This is a genomic window from Pseudoalteromonas sp. J2K-J599 (genome assembly GCF_059295115.2).
On sequence record NZ_CM200272.1, the window covers coordinates 133,732 to 155,637 of the forward strand.

Genomic DNA, 21,906 nt, shown 5'->3' on the forward strand with positions numbered 1-21,906 from the left:
TATTCATGTTCAATCACTATATAGCGCCTCTTTCAATTCATTTTGTTTGGAGTCCTTCTGATCAAGAGTTAGCTGAACCTATTATTGATATTGTAAAAAATAATTTTTCAAGAGATAAAAATAAGCCATTTTCTAGAGCTATTAATTTACCGCTATTTTTCTATAGCTCATCAAATGGGAATAAAGCCCCAAATAATATCCCTATTACGAATGCTCAGCGCAATGTGATTTTTGTTTTTACTAGTTTAAACACATTAGGTAATGAAGCTTGGAAAGAATATATTCAATCGTTTCAAGTCGATGAATCGATAAAAATAGTTCCTGTAGCGCTAGATACTTATGGATTGAACCACCAAGGGCCATTAAATGGGTTAAATTGCATTAGAGCTTATGATTGGCAACTTGATAATAAGTATTTAATTGCACTAGTTTCTTTATCACATGAAATATATCGACATGGTCTTTGTGGTGGAAAAAATGAAAAGACAGGTAATAGTGATTCAATTAAGATTTTTTTAAGCCACTCTAAATCAGAGCGGGAAGGAAGGACATATGTAAAAAAAGTAAAAGACTTCATTGATCAAACTAATATAGGGCGCTTTTTTGATGTGACAGAGATTGCTGCAGGTTTTTCATTTTCGGATGAAATAGAAAAACATATATCAGACGCTACTTTGATTGCATTTGAAACGGATTCGTACTTTTCTAGATATTGGTGTCAAAGAGAAATACTTAGTGCCAAGCAAAAAGATAGACCAATTCTCGTTGTTAATTGTTTGAATGAGTATGAGGATAGAATTTTTCCAGCATCATCTAATGTCCCTTGTATAAGCGTTCCAACAGTAAGTAACTTGAGTGAATTGGAAGTACTAAGGATTTTATCGTCTGCACTTACAGAAACTATCCGATTTCAGTATTCAAAAAAAATCTTAGAAGAATATCAGAAAAAAAACTGGTTTTCTGATGAGACACAATTAATTTTTCGCCCTCCTGAAGTAAGGAAAATGTTTGAGCTAAAGAAAAAAGGAGTCAAAAAGGTATGTTATCCAGATCCGCCCGTTTTTATGGAAGAAGCTGATTGGCATGCAATGATTGAAGTTGAGGCAATAACCCCATTATGGAATCCCTCAGATATTAATTCTTTATCTCATTTAAAAGTAGGGCTTTCAATTTCAGATTGTTATGAGGACAATTTTGAAAGTTCGCATTTAAATCCGGATCAGCTTTTGCAGCTGGCGCAAGATCTAGCGAGACATTTATTAGCTCGATCTGCAACTTTAGTTTACGGCGGAGATTTAAGGCCTAATGGACTTACAGAATTCATTTTAGATGAAGCACTTGTCTTGACTGAGCGATTAACTGCTTTAGAAGCAAAAGTAGAGAATCATCTTGCATGGCCCCTCTCGATTGAAACAAATGAAGTAAGGGCGTGGAGGGCGAAATATAGTAGGTTAATGCGTACCGTTGAACATGATATTCCAGAGGATGTGACTCATGGTATTGATAGTAAATTATTTTTAAAGCCTATTACTCCGAACAATTCATTTATTTGGTCACGCTCACTCACAGAAATGCGCAAAATCATAGTAGAAAATAGTTCCGTCAGAATTTGTGTCGGTGGAAAATTAGCTGGTTATAAAGGAAAAATGCCAGGCGTACTCGAAGAGATCATTTTATCCATTAATAGCGGTAAGCCTATTTTTTTATTGGGAGGCTTCAACGGAGTTGTCGGAGATGTATGCAAGGTAATTATAGATAAGGATGTTCCAAAAACTCTGACCGAAGAATGGCAACTCCAAAATACCCCTGGCTACTCTGAACTACAAGAAATTGCAAAGGGTAAAAATTGTAATTGTGATTACGATGAGATTATTAATACTCTTAAGAACGTTGATATAAATTTATTAGCAAAAAATGTTGGCCTCAGTGTTGGTAGTTACAAACAGTTAATGAAAACTCCATTTATAGATGAGTGTACCTATCTAATATTAAGCGGCCTCAAAAAAATTAGCTAAGACCCATTTTGTAGAATTAAATGCGATATAACCAAAGAATTAAATAAGGCTTATACATGGAAGATAAGAGTGGTTCGTTACCTTTAGCTGAATATGAAGAAGAGATAGAACAAACAGATAGATTTAAAGAAAATGATTTAACTCCAATATTATTAGGTCTTTTTGGAGAAATAGGTAGTGTTATGTCAGCTACCAAAAAGTATAGAAGAGAACAAAAAGCTTACATAGGTTATAAAGACGCTGTTGAAGAAGAACTTGGTGATGCATTATGGTATTTCACAGCTGTTTGCAGAAGGTTAGATTTAAGTATAACTAAAGTCTTCTTAGAGGCTTGTTGCGAAGATGATATTAAAACAATAGCGGCAAGTGATAGTGATAAGGCACCAATATCGCATATTATTTCGCTTAAAAATGTTGATACTTCCGATAATAATCTTATTGCATTGGGAGCTGCAACCGCTGTTTTGCTTAAAATAGAGCCTGAAAGCAATGACCAGCAGTTAAAAATGTTGGTAAAGTTTGCAAGGGCTTACATTGAGGCGATTCATTCAGTTGACCTATCTTTTGCAAGAATTGCTAGAAATAATCTGCGAAAAGCTATGGGGCGATTCAAAACACCTGAACGTAGTTTACTTCCCGATTTTGATAAAGACTTTCCAAGTGAAGAACAATTACCAAGAAAGTTTAAAATTGAAATTACGCAGAGGAAAAGCGGTCAAAGTTATTTAAGGTGGAATAATGTCTTTTTAGGCTCCCCTCTTACCGATAATATTTTAAACCCAGATGGATATCGTTTTCATGATGTTTTCCACTTAGCGTATGCAGCGGTTCTGCATTGGTCACCGACTTTTAGAGCTCTTATCAAGCACAAGAGAAAAAGTGACCCTATTTTTGATGAAGCTCAGGATAGTGGGCGTGCAATAGTCGTAGAGGAAGGACTTACAGCATGGCTATATTCTTATTCAAAAGGTTTGAATTATTTTGAAGACCATACGAGTATTTCATTTGATGTTTTGAAAACGATTCAAAAATTCGTAAGTGGTTATGAAGTTGAAGCTTGCCCCCTCAAACTTTGGGAAGATGCAATATTACAGGGGTATGAGGTTTTTCGGCAAGTTCAAAGGAATAATGGAGGTATAATTATTGGGGATAGAGAATTACGAAAATTAACTTATCAACCAATTGGAGTCTCAAATGAAAATTAAAGCTTTTATAAGTGCGTTAAAAAGCCTTCAATTTGATAACACTTTTAATCCATATTTTGATACTTGTGAGGTTCACGATTATGATACTTCTGCGCTACAACGTAGATTGATACTTGAGAGCATATTAAAAGAAGCAATCCATGTTGAAATTGATGCTATTTGGGTAGGAAGAGATTTAGGGTATCGGGGCGGGCGGAGAACTGGACTTGCTCTTACCGATGATCAAAATTTGTCAAACCATTTGGGCAGGTGGTCACTAGAAGCTGAAAAAATAACGAAGGGACAACCTATAAAAGAAAGAACTGCTACGGTAGTTTGGGATATGCTCGAAAATATAAATTCCCCGGTCTTTCTATGGAATGTCTTTCCATTACATCCATTTAAAGCTGGCCAACCTTTTACAAATCGAAACCACAACTCACATGAACGTAAGGCTGGAGAGGAAGTATTAAGCTTACTTATTGAACTACTTAAACCTAAAAGGCTGATAGCTGTAGGCAATGACGCGGAGAGGTCAATTATGAAGTTTTCCAATAATTATGAAGTTTTCAAGGTAAGGCATCCCAGTTATGGCGGTCAAAACGACTTCGTCAAACAAATAAGTCATCTATACAAGAATCAGTAGACTTTGTTTAAGAATAGGTTGTAGTTCTCACCCAACCGCTAATTTCCCTGCCTCATGCCACATTTCACTTGGCATGGGGATTGTTAATTCCCACGTTATATTCATTGGCTGGCTGCCGTTGTGGCTTTGGTATTTTACCTCGCCGTAGTTTACAAAACCCATAGTTCGGCCATTTTCGTCTTTGCCTTGTTCGCGCACAAATAACAAGATGGTTTTGCCTGTTTGTTGGTGTTCAATATAGCTTAGACCGCGTCCGTGTCCTGGTCGTGAGTTATTTTGGCTTTGCCAATGGAACAGGGTCGGGCTGATTGCGTAGTCGTGATAAAGTGTCGTGGGTGAGTAAGTCTTCTCGCATTTATTTAGAGTTACAAAAAGCAGAATAATCTTCTGTTCTTCGATAACTAATACTCCCTCGCGAGCAGGTGACTTTTGCTCAAGCGTGTGGATGCCAAACGCGGCCAATATTTGTTGGCGGGTGTAGCGACTGTGTAATTTTATTGCGTGGTTAGGTAGGCACGCTAAATCACTTTCTTGTTGGTGAATACGGTTTATTAATAGCGTAATTACTTGCGTAAGTTCGTACTGTAGCTCTTTGTGTTTAAGTACTTTTAAGCTTTGTTCAAGCGTTTTAAATCCTAAACTTATACCTGTGGTATCCCAAAAGTTGTAATGCGCTATAAGCGCATACTGTTGATTTTGCGCTGTGGGCGTAAAACTAAAGTCGTTGTTACATAAATTACGTAAAAAGCATAAGTAGCTAAGGGAATCACAAGCGAATAGTTGATTGTTTATTGCTCGATAATACGCGGCGTAAATATCGGCTTGCTCTACGGGTATACCTGAGCTATTTAGTGAGTTCCATCCGCCACGTTTATAGATATCTTCTAGAGTCACTTGAGGATAAATGTACAGAAAATTCCCTAGAGTTAATTCCTTATCCGTATGTTGAGAGTAACTATTTATAAGCTTTATTAAGCGATCTCTAGTATTAATAGCATCTCTAATATTCTTTAGTATCGTTTTTTGTGTGCGTTTTTGTAGCTCTATACGGCAACCTAGCGGTAAATGCGGGAAGTTGTTTTCAATCTCGGTTTTTATAGGCTGGTTACTTTTACCAATGAGTGCGCGAAATTTACTGGCAAAGTCGTATTCTGCACGGGCGTTGCCTACAAAATCGAGTACGGTGCAGCATTGTTTTTGGCTATTATCAGGTAAGCGCAAGCCACGGCCGAGTTGCTGCAAAAACAGCGTTAGGCTTTCAGTTGGCCGTAAAAATAATAGTGTATCGACTTCTGGGATATCGACGCCTTCGTTAAAAATATCAACCACGCAAAGTATTTGTATTTCGCCTTGGCGTAGTGCTTGCTGTTTGGTCGCGCGCTCATTAGTGTTTTTGCTGGTGAGTACATCGGCGTTTATGCCTGCTAAGTTAAATTTAGAGGCCATGAATTCAGCGTGTTTTTGGCTTACGCAAAACGCGAGTGCTTTAATAGCGTGAACATTGGTTACGATATCAGCAAGGCTCGATATAATTTTGTTAGCGCGGCTGTTCTCCCCTGTATAAAGGTTACTTAGCTCACTTATATCGTAACGGCCACCACGCCATGTTATTTGGCTTAGGTCGGTGTCGTCATCCAATCCAAAGTATTGAAATGGGCATAAATGACGTTGATTTATTGCCTCTGGTAAGCGAATTTCAGCGGCTATTACTCCGCAAAAATCATCGAGTATATTTGCGCCATCTTGTCGCTCTGGTGTAGCGGTTAAGCCAAGTAATATTGTGGGCGTAAAGTGGTTTAATATAGCGCGATAACTCGCCGCGCTTACGTGATGTACTTCGTCTATCACTATGTAGTCGTAGTAATCGTGAGTTAAATTGAGCGATTCAATTTGGCTGTTCAGCGTTTGGATTGATGCAAATAATTGATTGTAGCGTTGTGGTTTGTAGTTACCTACCCACAGCTCACCAAAGTCGTTATTTTTAAGCACACCACGGTAAGCGCTTTGCGCTTGTTTTAGTATTTCTTCGCGGTGGGCTACAAACAAAAAGTGTGCGTTTGGGTTTTTATCGTAAACAGTTTTAAAGTCGAACGCCGATATTATGGTTTTACCTGTGCCGGTTGCAGCAACTACTAAGTTTTTAAAACGATTATGTACGCTGCGCTCAGCACTTAGTTTTTCTAAAATAGCGAGCTGATGCGTTTTTGGTGTTATATCAAAATAAAACTGGCTGCTTGATTGCCCAACACCGCGTTGTTCGTTAAGTGAATTAATGAGCTTTTCTTTACACTCAACAGCGCCTGTAAAAAGTTCGAAATCTTTTGATTCCCAGTAGGTTTCAAAGGTGCTTTTGGTTTTAGCTATTATATGCGGGATTTCTTGTGCGGTAATTTTTAAGTTCCATTCAAGGCCGCTGGTAAGCGCCGAGTGCGATAAGTTAGACGAGCCAATATACCCTGTATGAAAACCCGTATTGCGCATAAATAAGTAGGATTTAGCATGTAGGCGTTCTTGCTGATTGTTATAACTTAGCTTTACTTCGGTATTTGGTAGGTTTGCTAAAAACTCAACGGCTTTAGCATCCGTTGCGCCCATGTAAGAAGTAGTAATAACTTTGAGCTTATTGCCGCTTTTAGTAAACGCTTCAAGTTCATTTTTAAAAATGCGCAGGCCTGTCCACTTTATAAATGAGACAAGCCAGTAAATAGTATCGGACGATTTAATCTCGCGCTTTAGCTCGGTTTCGAGCGATATACCTGCATTAGCACCGCTAAATAACTCGCTTTGTGTAAGCCCTGTGAGTGGGAATATATCGCTTGAGTAATCTTTAAGGTTGGCCGCAATAGGGTTTTGGGTATTAAACAGTGCGGTAAGAATTCGGCCTTGGCTGTCGATAAGGTTTTCGTTAATTAGCTCGTCATCACGAATATGATCTTTAAGCCAAAGTACAAGGCTATTAGCTAGGCTAATTTGTTCTTGTAGGCGCTCGTTTGAGTTAGGAATGGCATTTATGGCATGCTCAACAAGCTTACCTAAAAAACGTGAAAGCCATGTTGCCGCTTCGGCCGTTTCAAGCTGGCGCTCGCCCACATAAAATTGATCACGATCTAAGTTTTGCTCAATTACTTGCGTAATTAACTGCTCGTAAATACCAATTTGCTGCATTAAAACCACTCCCTGTTTGCGAGTAGTCAGTTTACTTAAATACGGTACAGCTACAAGTAATAATCGACTAAGTTACTAGTAATTAAGTACAAACGTGTGAGTTAAGTATTAGCCGAGAGAGTAATCAAATGATGATGCTAAGAAATTACCCCCTTCAACTTCACCTGCAAACACATAATTAATGAGTAATTACCTCGCATGGATTCGAGGAAAGCGATGCTTGCACATGGATGTGCGTTCATCGCGTTTACGTTCATATTAATTTAGTGTTTAAAGATAAGTGAAATTGAGGGGCGCCGTGTGATTCCAAAGAGAGACCGGCGCTTGTCTTTCTTTGGTTGCCATCGCCAACGCGATATTCTGAAATCAACGTCATCAATATCATCAGGTTCATAATTAAACTTAATATAGGGTATTAAGGAATCCTATTGCAAAGCCTCGAAATTTATCAATCATAATAAAAAAATCTAAGGATCAACTTATGTTTTGAATTGATTTTTGAATCTTAGGAATATAGAGTGAACCTAAATTAGGAAATTAAAAAGGATTTTGATATGTTAAAAGTACACGTCTGGTTACCTCACGGAAGTATGGTTGGTCATGCTTCAATTTCATTTGGTACTACTTACATTAGCTTTTGGCCAGCTGATGATGCTGGTAAGAAAGATTTAAAAATAAAGCGACGCCGTCCAGGGCACTTTATGCAAGCTTTGGAGTTTGATATTGAAAGTGAGGGTAACCGCCGTCCAATAACTGTTACTATTTCAGACGCTAACACTAGTGCCCTAGAAGATTACGTTGTTTCTTTGATGGAAAACATACCACAATACCAACTAGCTAAATTCAATTGTTCAAATGTTGTTGCGGATTGCTTAAAAGTAGCCTGTGATAAAGAGCCTAGTTTTAAACCTAATGCCGGTGCATATGGTAAATTAGCAAGAACATTAGGGGGGGGCATATGGACACCCCATGAAGTATTACGTTACGCTAAGGAACTTGCAGAAACGGAAAATGCATAGACATGAAAATTATTTATGAGCCCCGCTTTAATTATCAATTAGGATTACTAAAATACTTGCACCCGTTTGATGGTGAGAAGTTTGCAAAAGTAATTACAGAGCTTGATAGCTTAAATATTGAAATAATCCATCCAATGGGGCCTGTTTCATCTGTCGTGATCAATGAATACCTCAATGAATTAATGAGAAAGTTGGTTTTAAGTAAAACGCTTGTATTTAGGGCTTTGGAAGTTCCTAAAATTCCTTTTGTTAGCTTTAATTTTCTCGATAATAAAATTTTGTTACCTATGCGCTTAGCTGTTGCGGGAACTTTACTTGGGGCTGAAAAGGCATTGGGCTCTGGCGATATTATGTGGAATTTATCAGGGGGCTTTCACCACGCTAGCAACGCTAATATGGAAGGCTTTTGTATTTATAATGATATTGGAATTAGCTATCAACAATTACGTAAGAATGGTCAATTAAGTGAAACTGATAAAGTATTGATTATAGATGTTGATGCGCATCACGGTAACGGTAATGCCTATTCTTTCAAAGACAATGAAAAGATCCATTTATTAGATGTATATAATGCAGATATTTATCCAACCTCTGATTTTACGCGTAACAGAGTCAATTTTCCTGTTCCATTGAAAAGTGGTGTTGAAGGCCATGAATATTTAGATAAGTTAAATCAAGCACTCAAGTTAGTAAAAGCTGATTATGCCCTAGCATTTGTTATTGCCGGAACAGATGTGTTGGCTATTGATAAATTAGGTGGTTTTAAACTTACCGTTAAAGATGTTGCTGAACGGGAGAAATTCATACTTTCTCACTTGAAAAGCCTTGAAATACCAACTGTTGTCACTGGTGGCGGAGGGTATTCTAAACAAAGTGCTTTAGCTATAACTGCTGCGATTAAAGCATGCTCAGTACTATAAAATACAAATCCAACTAATATCTGTGATTTTGTTACTATCTTACAAGATACTAAAGCCTTTCATTCATTATTCAGATTTTCTACACAATCTTTAAAACATAATTATCTGGAGTCGACAATGGTTTTTATGGGGGTCCTATAAGCTCCAATTTAAGCAGGGAATTACTTGCAGTAAAACTTATCTGTATATCAGATCAATATTTGGTTGCCATCGCCAACGCGATATTTGTAAATTATTTTAAAAGCTACGCTTTTCGCGTGAGCAAGCTTTGCTCCTACAGCCAATTTTAAGAACGCTGCTAAGATAACTCCCCCTTCAACTTCACCTGCAAACACATAATTAATGAGTAATTACCTCGCATGGATTCGAGGAAAGCGATGCTTGAACATGGATGTGCTTTCATCGCGTTTACGTTCATATTAATTTAGTGTTTAAAGATAAGTGAAATTGAGGGGCGCCGAGAGATTCCAAAGAGAAGTCGGCGGTTACTTCTCTTTGGTTGCCATCGCCAACGCGATATTTGTAAATTCAATTTAAAAGCTTCGCTTTTCGCGCGAGCAAGCTGAGCGCCTACAGCAAATTTTAAGAACGCTGCTAAGATAACTCCCCCTTCAACTTCACCTGCAAACACATAATTAATGAGTAATTACCTCGCATGGATTCGAGGAAAGCGATGCTTGAACATGGATGTGCTTTCATCGCGTTTACGTTCATATTAATTTAGTGTTTAAAGATAAGTGAAATTGAGGGGCGCCGAGAGATTCCAAAGAGAGACCGGCGCTTGTCTTTCTTTGGTTGCCATCGCCAATGCGATATTTGTAAATTATTTTAAAAGCTTCGCTTTTCGCGCGAGCAAGCTGAGCGCCTACAGGGGTGTTTAGCTTGTCTATTAAGCTCAAAATGTCATTAACTTTCCATAAGTAACTTATGCTTTACTTATGGGGTAGTGTTTTATTTTACTGCCTATAAGTAAAGTAAGGTTTACTTATAGGCAGTAAATATACGTTCAAACTTAAAAGTAAGTTATATTTGACTTTTGGGTGGGCTACCCTAAAATAAATTGTATAAGTAAACTATAGTTGACCTTTTATGAGTGAATTACCAGCAAAAAAAACACTTGGAAGAGTTGTTAAACGCACTGAAATGCCTGATCTATCAAAGCCGTTTTCGTCGGTGTGGCTCGCTAAAGCGATTACTTCAAAGCGAACTGGCATGAAGCTTACGCTGGTTGATGTATCGCAAGCACTTAATATTTCAAAGCCTACGCTGATAAAAATAGAAAAAGGTGATGTGAATGTGCAGTTTTTTAATGTACTCAAAGTGATGGAATACTTGGGGCTGTCGTTTAGCCTTGTCAGTGATGACGAGTCGCACCACAATAACAAGGATGAGGTGAGCGATGAGCAGTGGTATTAAAAAAAATAGCTTAGATGTATTTATTGGGCATACGCAAAAGATAGGTGCGATAACTCTTGATATAGGCTCTGAAAATGAAATTGCATTTACCTATGAGCCTGAGTGGATTAATAAGGGTTTTGCTATTTCACCACACTTACCGCTCAATGGTGATTTTGACTCACGTGATGTGCGTAATTATTTACAAAACTTATTACCCGAGGGCAAAGGTCTTGATGAAATTATAAGTAGTACTACTATCTCTAAAAATAATACGTTTGGTTTGATTAAAGTAATTGGCGAGGAAACGTCAGGCGCTTTGTCGTTTAGAGCAAGTAACAATACTTTAAAGCAAACATCTTTTCGTGAAGTAACTAATGATGAGCTAAGCCAAAAACTTAAACGCTTTGTACAAGTTGGAGAGCCAATTACTCATTGGGATGGCCGAACTCGGCTCTCTGTTGCTGGCGTTCAAGACAAACTAAACCTACTCGAAATCGATAGTAAATTAGGATTTGGTGAAGGGGAGCTATGTTCTAATAAAATTTTTAAATTCGAAACAGGTACCGCGCCCTTCATTGCAGTAAATGAACTTTTTACCATGCTTTTGGCAAAAGAGTCGGGGCTCAATGTTCCCCATGTTGAGTTGCGTACTTACGCAGATGTAAGAGTATTTGTAATAGATCGCTTTGATAGGCGCGTTACACAAGATCAAAACCGTGTATTACGTCGTCATATTATTGATGGTTGCCAAGCCACTAATTTACCTCCTTCTTATAAATATGAGCGTCAGCATGGTGATGATGGGGATGGTATTTATATTCGAGATGGCGTTTCTTTTGCAAAACTCTTTAGTGTTAAAACAACGAATGTACAAGCGTATGAGGCTCAGCTTATTCGTTGGATGACATTTAATATTTTAGTACGTAATTACGATGCTCATGGCAAAAACATTAGTTTTTTTGTTGGTAAAAATGGTTTAGAGCTTACGCCGTTTTACGACTTGGTAAATATAGAGGCTATTATTGAGCAGGGAAGCATTGACCGTGATATGGGCTATTTACAGCCCAAAATATCAAGGTGTTATGCTATGTCAGTGGGTGAGCATAATTCGCAAAGTGCGGGCAATTTTACTAATGAGATTACAGCTTACATGTTAGCTGATTTTGCTGATGAATTTGCTATTTCACTACCACGGATGCAACTACTTATGAGTAAAACCGTTGATTCTGTATTAGCCGCAATTGATACGGCTAAAGTTTCTGCTGTTAAAAATAACTTATCTTCTGCTGAATTAGCACACATTGATTTGTGCATAAAAATAATTAATAAAGCTGCAAATAAGCTGAGTGAGCAAATAATACAACTACCAAGTATGGATGCATTTATTTAAATATTAGAAAATAAATACACGTATTTTGAGTAAGTCATTCATATTTTGGTTGTCAGCATCAACGCGATATTTACAAATTAAAATTAAAAGCGCGAGATAAATTCCGGCTTACAATTTAAAAGCTACGCTTTTCGCGCGAGCAAGCTTCGCGCCTACAGGTGTTGAGCTTGGCCTTATTTAAAAGCCAAAGCACGATATGAAATCGCACCTACGCTTTTGTTAAGAGTGGTGTTTACATTAATGTAGGTGAGGTTTTATACCTCGCTTATAAATGGATTGTTTTTACCATTGAAAAATGAATTATTGTTCTGTTTAACGCTTAAAAGTAATGAGGCAATTAACTCTTCTATTCGCCTCATTGCATGAGGCAAATAAATAACATAGACTGAAGCTAATTACTTTTAGGACTAAAGACTATGTGGATATGGCAACAGCAAAACTGGCCAAACTTTACGTGGGATGCTGCAGCGCTTGCTCCTTTACTAAGGGAGCTTTCATATAATCAAGGTTTATTAGTAGGGCGTATGGGTGTGCAAAGTGCTCAACAAAAGCAGCAAGCCCTTGATACCTTACTTGCAAATATTATTCACTCCAGTGCGATTGAGGGTGAAAAGCTTAATGCATTTTCGGTTCGCTCTTCTCTTGCTAAAAAGCTCAATATTAATGAGCAACCTTACCCAACAACAGTGCAAAGCGATAATCTTGCAGAGATTATGCTTGATGCAATAAATAACACAGACTCACCGCTTAATTTAGAGCGAGTGCTTAATTGGCATCGCTTATTGTTTGCAGGTGAGCAAAGCTTATTTACTAAAATTGAGGGCGGGCAATTGCGTGGTGACGAGCCAATGCAAGTGGTATCGGGGCGCTTAGATAAACCGGTATTACATTTTACGGCGCCTCCTAAAGAGCGAGTAAATAAAGAGCTTTCGCTATTTTTTAATTGGTTTAACAAAACGCAAAACGAACCTCAAATAGACCCTTTTATTCGGGCAGCTATAGCACACTTATGGTTTGTAACAATACATCCACTTGAGGATGGTAATGGGCGTATTACACGCCTTATAACCGACCTGGCATTAGCGCAAGAACATGCTGAGTCAATTCGGTTTTACGCTATGTCGGTGGCTATTTTAGAAGACAGAAAAAGCTACTACGAGGTGCTTGAAGCCACTCAACATGGAGAGCTTTGTATTACCCAATGGGTTAAATGGTTTTTATGTATGCTTAATAATGCGATACACCATACGCTTAATAATATTGAGCAAACAATTTTTAAAACCAATTACTGGGCAAGTAAAGATCAAACAAAGCTAGGTGAGCAGCAAGTAAAAGTGCTTAATAAGTTACTTGATGGCCAATTTGAACAGGGTATTAGTGCGAGTCAGTATCAAAAGGTAGCTAAGGTTAGCCGTGCAACCGCAACACGCCATTTATCGGACTTGCAAACGCTTGGATTTTTAACAAAAACCGCCGCAGGTGGGCGTAGTACACGTTACAAAATTGCCTAATGAGGCAATTACACATATTATTCGCCTCATTGTGTGAGGCGAATAGGTATTTGAATTGTTGTAGGGGAGGTTTTATAGCTCGCGGGTGTTTTTATAAGAGCAAAGCGCGATGTAAAATCGCACCTACGGTTTTGTTCAGTGCAGTGGTTTAATTATTGTAGGTGAGGTTTTATCTATGAATCTTTGTTTAGCTCTGTAATCGCTTTAATACTAAATGCGTGCATAGTTGTGTAGTGTTGCTTTTTAATGATTGTTTTAACGATACTTTGGTCAATAGTTAAGTAATTGTGAACAAGAGCATTTCGTAAGCCTATAATTTTACGCCATGACAGTAGTTCTGCCTCGCTCAAAAAGCCCAAATTAGTAAGTTCGCTAAATGTTTGATAGGCGTTGCTACTGGTACTACTTTTGTGCTGCTTTAGCCAATGCTTTGATAAACCAATACACACCTCGGTCATTAACTGTAGTAATCGCTCTGCAGCTCGGTAGTCTCTACTATTAAGTGAATCGATTTGACTGAGTTCGTCGAGTTCTTGCATATATTCGTCAATATGGCGTGTTACTTCACTTAAATAAAGTGTAATTCCGGTATCAGTCATGTTTACTCGCTATGGTTTCAAATTCGAACTGGCTATATATACGCTGCTGCTCTTTCATCGCTCTAACACTATTATTGCTTATAATTATTTTTCCATATTCAATAACGTTGAAAGCTAAATAACTTGGAATAATATTTATATCAACAATCGAAATAAGTTGTTCATTAAGATTAAGTGCATTACTTATTTCAAGCTCAAGCTCTTTTGGCCTAAGGCGCTTATCGAACGATTCCAGATCAAAGTTTTTAAATGCTATGGCTAAGTCAATGTCACTATGGGGCTGGGCTGTCCCTTTTGCATGGGAGCCATATAGCCAAACTACATCAATGTCGGTGTTTTGATGTAAATACTCAATTATTTTTTGTATAACTTCATTTGCCACGAAAAAGTAACCATTGATAAAAACAGTAATAATAACCTATCAGTTTTATAGTGAACATTAAAACTGATATTTGTTTTATTTAATTTAAAAGCTTCGCTTTTCGCGCGAGCAAGCTTTGCGCCTACAGGAGTTTAGGCGGGCTTTGTAGCGTTGATTGGGAGTTATGATCCGTTACTAAAGAGCTAAGCGCGATGTAAAATCGCACCTACGGGTTTGTTGAGTGTGGTGTTTGAGTTGTTGTAGGTGAGGTTTTATACCTCGCATGGTGTTTTTATAAAGCCAAAGCGCGATGTAAATTCCAGCCTACAATTTAAAAGCTTCGGTTTCCTCTTATTCCAACCGCGTTACTTTCACTTTTATTTTTCCGGCATTAGCGCCATAAAAGCGGCTTAGGTCGTTTGCGAATGGGCAAAACTCGCCAGATTTATCCATTTTAATGTCGGCGCCGTTGGCTATTTCAAAAAGGTGGTCGTCGTTTTTATTTATAGCACCAATAAGTGAAAACCATTGTGCACGAGGAAATCGTCTAAATGGTTCAAGCACAGCCATGGGGATTTCTTTTACGCCAAGTTGTACGTTATCACGGTTCCAGCCTAATGGCGTGCACTTTATGCCATCGTCAAACCAGTATTGATTTGGGTATGGGGTAAAGCGGTACGTAGCGCCTTGCTCTAGCATAAGGCCGGTTGCGTTGTATTGCTCTGAGGCAAATACCATTACATCTTGGCTTTGGTTAATGCTCAGCACATTCATGTTTTGATTAGCCAGTTCTATATGTTGGCTTAAACCAATAAAGCTAAGTGTGGTGTTGTCGTTATAGCTAATTTTGTAATGCAGTTTTTTTAGCGATTCTGGGCGGTAACTGGTTAGCTTATTAATGCGTTCGGCTACGCTGTAGTGCACTAAAGGCTCAAGGTTGCTGGCTTCGTCATCAATTAATACATAGCACTGCCTATCTACTAATTTAAAAAATGGGTTAAACCAAAAGTAATTTTGTTGGTGACTTAATGCGAGCGGATCGGGCGTTACGGTTACGTCATCTTGTGCTACTAAGTTGCTATCGGGGAGCAGGGTTTCGTAATCTATATCGTGGCTAGTGAGTAACGATATATTAAGCGGTTGTTCTATTAACCACTCAAGTGCGTAGCGCAAGCAAATATCGGCTAGGCCATCGCGGTAGTAACCGCCGCCAATGTCTGAATGCGCACCTGCAAACCATAGCTCGGTAATATTGCTTTGATGGTTCATGAGTGTGGGTTCAAAGGCGCGGCGTTTTTCATCAAGGGCTACGCAGTGCAGCGCGTGAGTAATGTTGTTGGCAATGGTGTGGTTTTCAAAAATAACGTGCTCTGCACCGCGTGTAGCTTTACTTACTTTTGATAAGCCAATAGAGGCGACGGTATCAAACACACATACGTAAACATTATCAGCAATTAAAGGCTCTAGGATTTTGGCAAAACGCCTAGCAAGTGCCCCGCCTCGGCTAAAACCCGTTAGCAGTATGGTATCGCCTATTAGGTAGTGAGCTTTAAAGTCGCTTAATGCTTGATTTAAAATACTGGCTACGTCGTCACCACGAGGTGCAAGGGTTTGGTTTAAAATGCGTTTAAGTCGGCTGCCTTTAGTGCCAATACCTTGATAATAAAAACTGAGTTGGTTAGCAAAAGGAGTAATGGGGGAGTCTTCTAATTTACCGCCAAGCAGTAAATGCAATTTTAGAATGTTGGTAATATTAGAGTCTTCTTTAAAATGCTCTGAGCTAAATTGCTCTGCATCACGGGGCTCGTTTCCTGTGCCGTCAAAGTTAAAAATTAGCGTTTTACCCGTCATAACCCAATTTCCTTAGTTGTTTTAAATACTCTACACAGACAATGTTAAATATTAAAGACAATATTTGGGTTAGTAACAAATACGCCAACTAATTTGTTGGCGTATTAAAAGTGCGGGTTATAGGTTATTAAAAGTATAGTGATTTAGCTGCGTGCCCTCTGCGGGTTTTAATGCGGGGTTTAACTTAATTAATTGCTCGTAAACCTCAGGATAAAACGTTTTTAAACGTGCTGCGCGAGAAAGGTGATTCGGTTCAATTTTTTCAACAAGCTGCAGGGCTAAAGGAATCATTGGGCTTAACTCCCCTTTGGTGTAGCTTTGCTCAAGCGCTAGGTCGAGTATATCTACGCCTAATTTTTCTGAATCAGCGGGTATTTTATTATCAATTAGAAATTGTACTACCTCGACAGAAGACGATGCAGCTTGTACATAAACGTCGCGCCCATACGTATCGGTAATCGAAAAATCAAAACCAGCTTGTTTAAGCTTTTGCCATTGACTAAGAGGAAAACGACTTAATCTTGCTAAATCACTCGGTGGCTTAGGTTCAACTCGGCTTTGCCAGATCGCTATAAAGTCATGAGGCTCTAATAGTAGGAATGAAAAAAGTGTATCGGTTTCTGTTTGAGTTAATGGTGTACTAAGGCTGTACTCATAAGCTTTTTGGTAATCTTTTTTAGACAAATATTCGCTGAACGCGTTATGACTTCTATCGTTTGAAAGCTGATTACTTAGTATACTCCACCAGTAATTAACTAATACGGGGTCTTGTTCTTGTAAAACATATTCGAAGTTATTACCGTGCTCTTTTTTTACCTCTAGCACCGTATTATATGCTCGCATAGTAGAGTGTAATTGTTCAGTAGCGCTTAACTGCTGCTGTAATAGTTCACAGTTTTGTCTTTTATTATCTAGATCTTTCTTTTGTTGCTTCAAATCTACTAAAAAACGTGCAACATCAGAATTATCGGGCTCACTCACTTGGGGCAATGTGGCGTTGTCTATTTTACCAATAGGGTTAAAGTAAGCATATTGCTCAGGGTTTTCCTGGCCATTAATATAGGCGCCTTGCTGGTAAATAAAATCACTTACAAAAGAAACGCCTTTGCTATTTAGAGCGTTACTAGCATTGCGGCTATGAGCTTTATAGCCTTGCTCTGTAAGGTAGTTTAACATTTGAGTATGCTTTGCATCTAAGGGGGCTAGCGTTAAGTTACCACTTTTAGGCAGGCTTACTATTGCAACGTCTAAACCCGTAAATAAGCCTGGCTGATTGGTTGGTGTTACGCCTAGTTGCTGCAGTGCTTTTACAAGCGGTAAATTAAACTGGCTTACGGCAATATCAGCCATGTTATACAAAACAGAATTTTCTTCGTACAGCGGCATAGCATCCAGTGCCGGTACCTGCTTCATAAGCGCAAAAATATACTCATTAGGAATGTTGTTTTTAATCGCAGTAGCTACTTCATTTACTGTAAATTGGTTAGATGAAATTGCCTGCTCAAACTCTTTTGGCGTAAATTTATTTGCATTAAGCACAAACAATGTAGCCGGGGAAATAACCTCACTGCCTTCAAGTTTAATAAACGTTTTAGAGTAAGTGGTAAATGTATCTGTGTTGTTTAATAAAGCATAAAGGGTTTCTTTTTGTACATTTTCATCAAGGGGTACACTCAGAGTAAGTCCTGGAGGGCTATGCTTATTATCTCCAAGCTGTTGAATCATTTCTTTTACTTTATCATTGGTGAAGCCTTTAATTGCCTCAATGCCTTGCCAATTAGCTAATTCGTTTAACGAGCTAGTAATATTAAGCTGCTGTTTTTGCTCAGTAACTATGGCATCTCTTAAAAAGGCAATGTATTGACGCTTATAGATTCCTGATAGGGTTGCATACTTTAAAAGCGTGGGGACCGACGTACCTTTTTTAAGCTCACTCACAAAAAATGAAACAAGCGATTGGTTTAAATTATTTATTTTTATATGTTGTTGCTGTGATTGATCTCTGCAAAGGCGAATATCTTTTTTTAGATCTGTGACTATTCGTAGCGGGGTGCCTTCTACGGGCTGCTTTTTATTAACTAAGTTAGGCTCAGTGGCATTTGGTGTAGCCACGTTGGGCTGCTCTACAGCGGCTGTGTTAGGCTGGGTTTTAAATAGATATACTGCCAAAGCCGCTATAATTATAAGTCCGAGAAGTAGCTTTTTCATAACCGCCAATCCTTTGATGTTATTAAAATATTCTCATATCGTACTACTTTAGGTACGCAAAGTGCAAAAAAGCTTTAAGAGATAATACTTATTAACTCTTAAAGCTTTTTTGTGGTTTTGTGAGCGTACTTAATTTTTTAGTGCAACTTCATTTTAGGGCGCACTACACGCAGCACTTTTTCGCTTATCCATAATGCAAAGGTTTTTGCGCTACCGTGTATGGCGCGTTGGTGCATACGGTATAAAGATATATACATAAAGCGGGCAATTTTACCTTCAATAAAAAAGGTATTGCTGGTTAGGTTGCCCATTAAGTTACCCACAGTGCTGTAGCTTGATAAATTAACAAGTGAGCCATGGTCGCTGTATTTAAAGCCGCGTAGTGGTTGCTGCTTTAGCGCTGCGATTAGATTTTTTTCGACGCACTGCGCCATTTGATGCGCCGATTGTGCACGAGGTGGTACTTGCTTACCGTCGGCTTGGGTAAATGCGCAGCAATCGCCTAATACAAAAATGCTTTCGTCTACGGTGCTTTGTAAAAACTCGTTTACTTGAATTTGGTTGCTGCTCGTCAGCTCAAAAATACCTAAGTCTTTAATAAAATCAGGTGCTTTTACGCCTGCTGCCCACACCATAATATCGGCATCAATGTGTTCTTCGTCTTTGGTGATAAAGCCTTGTGCGGTGCCTTCTTTTACTTGTGTTTGCTCGCGCACGTTTACGCCAAGCTTTAATAGCTCGCGTTTGGCACTTACGGCAATACGCTCTGGTAATGCTGGTAAAATACGTGGTCCGGCTTCTATTAAATGAATATGCAAACGCTTAGACGACATATTTGTTAAGCCATACAGCTTTAATAGTTCAGACACATGATAAAGCTCAGCTGAGAGTTCAACACCGGTAGCACCGCCGCCTACAATGGCAATATTAAGTGATTGCTGTTGGTTGTCGTCTTGGTGAAGGCGTGTAAAGCTGTCGAGTAATGAATGCTGAAAGCGCTCTGCTTGTTGGTTTGAGTCTAAAAAGTAGCAGTGATCTTTTATACCTGGGGTATTAAAGTCGTTACTTACGCTGCCAATGGCAATTACTAGGTGGTCGTAGCGCACGGTGCGCTCGGGTAAAATTGTGTGGCCTAGCTCATCTAAAAGTGGTGCAAGGGTAACTGTTTTATTGCTTTGATCTATATTGCAAAAAGTACCAAGTTGAAAGTTATAGTGGTGTTTTGCAGCATGGGCTGAATACACAACGCCATCTAAATCGGGGTCAATAGAGCCTGTCGCTACTTCGTGCAGTAACGGCTTCCATATGTGGGTACGGTTTTTGTCTATTAGTAGAATTTCAGCTTGTTTTTTCTTTCCTAATTTATGACCTAATTGCGTTGCGAGTTCTAATCCGCCAGCACCACCGCCAATAACGACGATTTTAGGTGTAGTAATATTCATAACGTTGCCCTCAAAAATAATATACCCAAGTGATCTGTATTTTTATTAGTTTTTTAAGATGACTTGGGTATCAATAAATTATTTTGGCAACAAGCAGTTACTACTCATTTTATAGTGCTCTAGTTTGCGCTTAAATAAAGGTGATGTCAGCAATAAATAATGTTATTTGTTGTATACTGAGTTGCAAATATTTCATTTACACCGAGCATGACTATTGTTTAGCCATCAAAAGGACATTTATGACCACGCCACTAATTCAATCACTTGAGCAGCACTTTGGTTTTAGCCAATTTAGAACAGGGCAACAACAAACTATAGAGCAGCTTTTAAATGGTCAATCGTCGTTGGCTATATTTCCGACCGGTTCGGGTAAATCGTTGTGCTATCAATTAACTGCGTTGCATTTACCAAATTTAACGTTAGTGGTTTCGCCTTTACTAGCATTGATGAAAGATCAAATTAGCTTTTTAAATAGCAAAGGTATTTACGCGGCAAGCCTTGATTCGAGCCAAGATCAAATGCAAAGCAGCACCGTAATGAATGATGTGCGAAATGGTAAAATTAAAGTACTAATGGTGTCGGTTGAGCGCTTTAAAAACGAGCGTTTTAGAGAGTTTATAAGCCAAGTGGCACTTTCGATGTTAGTGGTAGACGAAGCGCACTGTATATCAGAATGGGGCCATAACTTTAGACCCGACTACCTTAAACTGCCACGTTACCGCGAAGAGCTTAATATTCCTTTAGTATTGCTGCTTACGGCAACGGCGACTAAAAAAGTTAAACGCGATATGGCAGAGCGATTTGCTATATCGCCTGAGTGTATTGTGCAAACGGGCTTTTATCGAGAAAACTTAGATTTAAGCGTGCTGAGCGTTAAAACCGCCGATAAAAACACCGAGCTTACCAACATTGTGCGCGCGCAAAATGGCCCTGGTATTGTGTATGTAACGCTCCAGCAAAGCGCCGAGCAAGTTGCTAATGTGCTAAGTACGCAAGGTGTGCATGCAGTTGCTTATCATGCGGGGCTTGAAGATACTCTACGCTGGCAAATTCAAGATGATTTTATGGAGGGTAAAATTAATGTAGTGGTGGCAACCATTGCCTTTGGTATGGGCGTTGATAAATCGGATATTCGCTTTGTTATACATTACGATTTACCCAAATCGATTGAAAACTACAGCCAAGAAATTGGCCGAGCAGGGCGCGATGGTAATCCATCAAACTGCTACACGCTTGCTAATTTAGACGGGCTCAATACGGTAGAAAACTTTGTATATGGCGACACGCCAGAGCTTAGCGGTATTGAATACGTAATTAACGATATTCGCCAAAGCCACCAGCAATGGGAAATGCAAGAATACAGTCTTTCAAGCGAAAGTAATATTAGGCAACTGGCACTTAAAACCTTACTTGTACAGCTTGAAATGCAAGGCGCTATAACACCGCAATATGCCTACTACGCTGATTTTAAATATAAATTTTTGGTTGATAAAAACGAGCTACTTAGCCAGTTTGACGAGCAGCGACAAGCTTTTTTAACGCAAATATTTAGCCATACCGATTTTAAAAAAATATGGGGCACGCTAAATTTTGACTCCCTTACGCAAGCTGCGCAGGTTGATCGAAAACGCGTAGTGGCAGCCCTTGATTACCTAGCCGAAAAAAACCTAATAACGCTCGAAACCAAACGTATTACCCAAGTATACAAAGTGCATAGCGAGGTTATAAATAACCCAGAACTTGCCCAGCAACTACACGACTACTTTAGTGATAAAGAACAAGCCGAAATTAAACGTATTGCTGCACTGGTACGCTTTTTTGAGCTACAAAGTTGCTTAAGCTATAACTTAGCGCGCTATTTTGACGATCAAAATGCACCACAGCAATGTGGGCATTGTAGTGTGTGTAGGGGCCATGCGGTTAAGCTTGAATACTCTATAGAGCCTGCCTATATTGAGGAGCAGCTTATTTATCAAAAGGTAGATGAGTTTTTAGCGCATATGGCAGACAAAGGTAATCATAATGTGGGTATTGAAACCCAATGCCGCTTTTTAGCGGGGATGAGTGTGCCATTATTTGCGCGTAATAAAGTGCGCCAATTGAGTGGTTTTGCACTGTGCGAGCAAATGCGTTACAGCGATATTAAAGCAAAACTACTAGCGCGTTAAATTAGTTACTGTATCCTAGTGGCTTATTC

At 38.9% G+C, this 21,906-nt stretch carries 15 protein-coding genes; 9 read left to right on the forward strand and 6 right to left on the reverse strand.

Annotation, left to right across the window (positions count from 1 at the left end):
• Positions 1 to 5: 5 nt before the first annotated feature.
• Genes AC5NT5_RS17425 through AC5NT5_RS17435 form a run of 3 tightly spaced genes read left to right on the forward strand, consistent with a single transcriptional unit; the run spans position 6 to position 3,845 of the window.
• Entirely contained in the window at positions 6 to 2,015 is a 2,010-nt protein-coding gene (locus tag AC5NT5_RS17425) for a TIR domain-containing protein (protein ID WP_494513637.1), read from the forward strand.
• A gap of 56 nt (positions 2,016 to 2,071) precedes the next feature.
• Entirely contained in the window at positions 2,072 to 3,220 is a 1,149-nt protein-coding gene (locus AC5NT5_RS17430) for a nucleoside triphosphate pyrophosphohydrolase family protein (RefSeq protein WP_494513638.1), read from the forward strand.
• Entirely contained in the window at positions 3,210 to 3,845 is a 636-nt protein-coding gene (locus AC5NT5_RS17435; RefSeq protein WP_494513639.1) for a uracil-DNA glycosylase family protein, read from the forward strand. The genes AC5NT5_RS17430 and AC5NT5_RS17435 overlap by 11 nt, the downstream gene beginning before the upstream one ends.
• A 27-nt stretch (positions 3,846 to 3,872) precedes the next feature.
• Here the strand turns inward: AC5NT5_RS17435 and AC5NT5_RS17440 are convergent, their stop codons facing one another.
• Complete coding sequence (locus tag AC5NT5_RS17440) at positions 3,873 to 7,010, reverse strand: DEAD/DEAH box helicase (RefSeq protein WP_494513640.1); 3,138 nt, start codon at positions 7,008 to 7,010, stop codon at positions 3,873 to 3,875.
• A gap of 554 nt (positions 7,011 to 7,564) precedes the next feature.
• Here AC5NT5_RS17440 and AC5NT5_RS17445 point away from each other — a divergent pair.
• The 5 genes from AC5NT5_RS17445 (at position 7,565) to AC5NT5_RS17465 (ending at position 13,248) form a co-directional block, all read left to right on the forward strand.
• A complete protein-coding gene (locus AC5NT5_RS17445; RefSeq protein ID WP_494513641.1) occupies positions 7,565 to 8,029 on the forward strand; it encodes a hypothetical protein in 465 nt (154 codons plus the stop codon).
• 2 nt (positions 8,030 to 8,031) lie between these two features.
• Positions 8,032 to 8,949, forward strand: coding sequence for a histone deacetylase family protein (locus AC5NT5_RS17450; protein ID WP_494513642.1), 918 nt, complete (start codon positions 8,032 to 8,034; stop codon positions 8,947 to 8,949).
• Between the two features lie 1,089 nt (positions 8,950 to 10,038).
• A complete protein-coding gene (locus AC5NT5_RS17455; protein WP_494513643.1) occupies positions 10,039 to 10,365 on the forward strand; it encodes a helix-turn-helix domain-containing protein in 327 nt (108 codons plus the stop codon).
• Positions 10,349 to 11,737, forward strand: a complete 1,389-nt coding sequence (locus AC5NT5_RS17460; RefSeq protein ID WP_494513644.1) for a HipA domain-containing protein — start codon at positions 10,349 to 10,351, stop codon at positions 11,735 to 11,737. The genes AC5NT5_RS17455 and AC5NT5_RS17460 overlap by 17 nt, the downstream gene beginning before the upstream one ends.
• A 416-nt stretch (positions 11,738 to 12,153) precedes the next feature.
• The gene (locus tag AC5NT5_RS17465) at positions 12,154 to 13,248 is read left to right on the forward strand and encodes a Fic family protein (RefSeq protein ID WP_494513645.1); all 1,095 of its coding nucleotides are present in this window, start codon (positions 12,154 to 12,156) and stop codon (positions 13,246 to 13,248) included.
• A gap of 173 nt (positions 13,249 to 13,421) precedes the next feature.
• Here the strand turns inward: AC5NT5_RS17465 and hepT are convergent, their stop codons facing one another.
• The 5 genes from hepT to AC5NT5_RS17490 form a co-directional block, all read right to left on the reverse strand.
• Positions 13,422 to 13,847 (reverse strand): type VII toxin-antitoxin system HepT family RNase toxin, encoded by a 426-nt coding sequence (hepT, locus tag AC5NT5_RS17470; RefSeq protein WP_494513646.1) that lies wholly within the window; start codon positions 13,845 to 13,847, stop codon positions 13,422 to 13,424.
• Positions 13,840 to 14,229, reverse strand: coding sequence for a type VII toxin-antitoxin system MntA family adenylyltransferase antitoxin (mntA, locus tag AC5NT5_RS17475; RefSeq protein WP_002962075.1), 390 nt, complete (start codon positions 14,227 to 14,229; stop codon positions 13,840 to 13,842). Before mntA ends, hepT begins: the two co-directional genes overlap by 8 nt.
• Positions 14,230 to 14,559: 330 nt before the next feature.
• On the reverse strand, positions 14,560 to 16,059 hold the full coding sequence (locus AC5NT5_RS17480; RefSeq protein ID WP_149603438.1) for a phospholipase effector Tle1 domain-containing protein: 1,500 nt from the start codon (positions 16,057 to 16,059) through the stop codon (positions 14,560 to 14,562).
• Positions 16,060 to 16,176: 117 nt separating this feature from the next.
• Positions 16,177 to 18,267, reverse strand: coding sequence for a cupric reductase (locus tag AC5NT5_RS17485; protein WP_494513647.1), 2,091 nt, complete (start codon positions 18,265 to 18,267; stop codon positions 16,177 to 16,179).
• A 137-nt stretch (positions 18,268 to 18,404) separates the two neighbouring features.
• Positions 18,405 to 19,709, reverse strand: coding sequence for an NAD(P)/FAD-dependent oxidoreductase (locus AC5NT5_RS17490; protein ID WP_494513648.1), 1,305 nt, complete (start codon positions 19,707 to 19,709; stop codon positions 18,405 to 18,407).
• A gap of 239 nt (positions 19,710 to 19,948) precedes the next feature.
• On the opposite strand from AC5NT5_RS17490, the gene AC5NT5_RS17495 reads away from it, so the two are divergent.
• Positions 19,949 to 21,877: a RecQ family ATP-dependent DNA helicase gene (locus tag AC5NT5_RS17495; RefSeq protein WP_494513649.1), complete on the forward strand. Its 1,929-nt coding sequence runs from the start codon at positions 19,949 to 19,951 to the stop codon at positions 21,875 to 21,877.
• Positions 21,878 to 21,906: the final 29 nt, after the last annotated feature.

Bases quoted from the DNA above. Each gene is read 5' to 3' on its own strand.
- AC5NT5_RS17425 (WP_494513637.1), top strand. From the start codon at position 6: ATGTTCAATCACTATATAGCGCCTCTTTCAATTCATTTTGTTTGGAGT.
- AC5NT5_RS17430 (WP_494513638.1), top strand. From the start codon at position 2,072: ATGGAAGATAAGAGTGGTTCGTTACCTTTAGCTGAATATGAAGAAGAG.
- AC5NT5_RS17435 (WP_494513639.1), top strand. From the start codon at position 3,210: ATGAAAATTAAAGCTTTTATAAGTGCGTTAAAAAGCCTTCAATTTGAT.
- AC5NT5_RS17440 (WP_494513640.1), bottom strand. From the start codon at position 7,010: ATGCAGCAAATTGGTATTTACGAGCAGTTAATTACGCAAGTAATTGAG.
- AC5NT5_RS17445 (WP_494513641.1), top strand. From the start codon at position 7,565: ATGTTAAAAGTACACGTCTGGTTACCTCACGGAAGTATGGTTGGTCAT.
- AC5NT5_RS17450 (WP_494513642.1), top strand. From the start codon at position 8,032: ATGAAAATTATTTATGAGCCCCGCTTTAATTATCAATTAGGATTACTA.
- AC5NT5_RS17455 (WP_494513643.1), top strand. From the start codon at position 10,039: ATGAGTGAATTACCAGCAAAAAAAACACTTGGAAGAGTTGTTAAACGC.
- AC5NT5_RS17460 (WP_494513644.1), top strand. From the start codon at position 10,349: ATGAGCAGTGGTATTAAAAAAAATAGCTTAGATGTATTTATTGGGCAT.
- AC5NT5_RS17465 (WP_494513645.1), top strand. From the start codon at position 12,154: ATGTGGATATGGCAACAGCAAAACTGGCCAAACTTTACGTGGGATGCT.
- hepT (WP_494513646.1), bottom strand. From the start codon at position 13,847: ATGACTGATACCGGAATTACACTTTATTTAAGTGAAGTAACACGCCAT.
- AC5NT5_RS17480 (WP_149603438.1), bottom strand. From the start codon at position 16,059: ATGACGGGTAAAACGCTAATTTTTAACTTTGACGGCACAGGAAACGAG.
- AC5NT5_RS17485 (WP_494513647.1), bottom strand. From the start codon at position 18,267: ATGAAAAAGCTACTTCTCGGACTTATAATTATAGCGGCTTTGGCAGTA.
- AC5NT5_RS17490 (WP_494513648.1), bottom strand. From the start codon at position 19,709: ATGAATATTACTACACCTAAAATCGTCGTTATTGGCGGTGGTGCTGGC.
- AC5NT5_RS17495 (WP_494513649.1), top strand. From the start codon at position 19,949: ATGACCACGCCACTAATTCAATCACTTGAGCAGCACTTTGGTTTTAGC.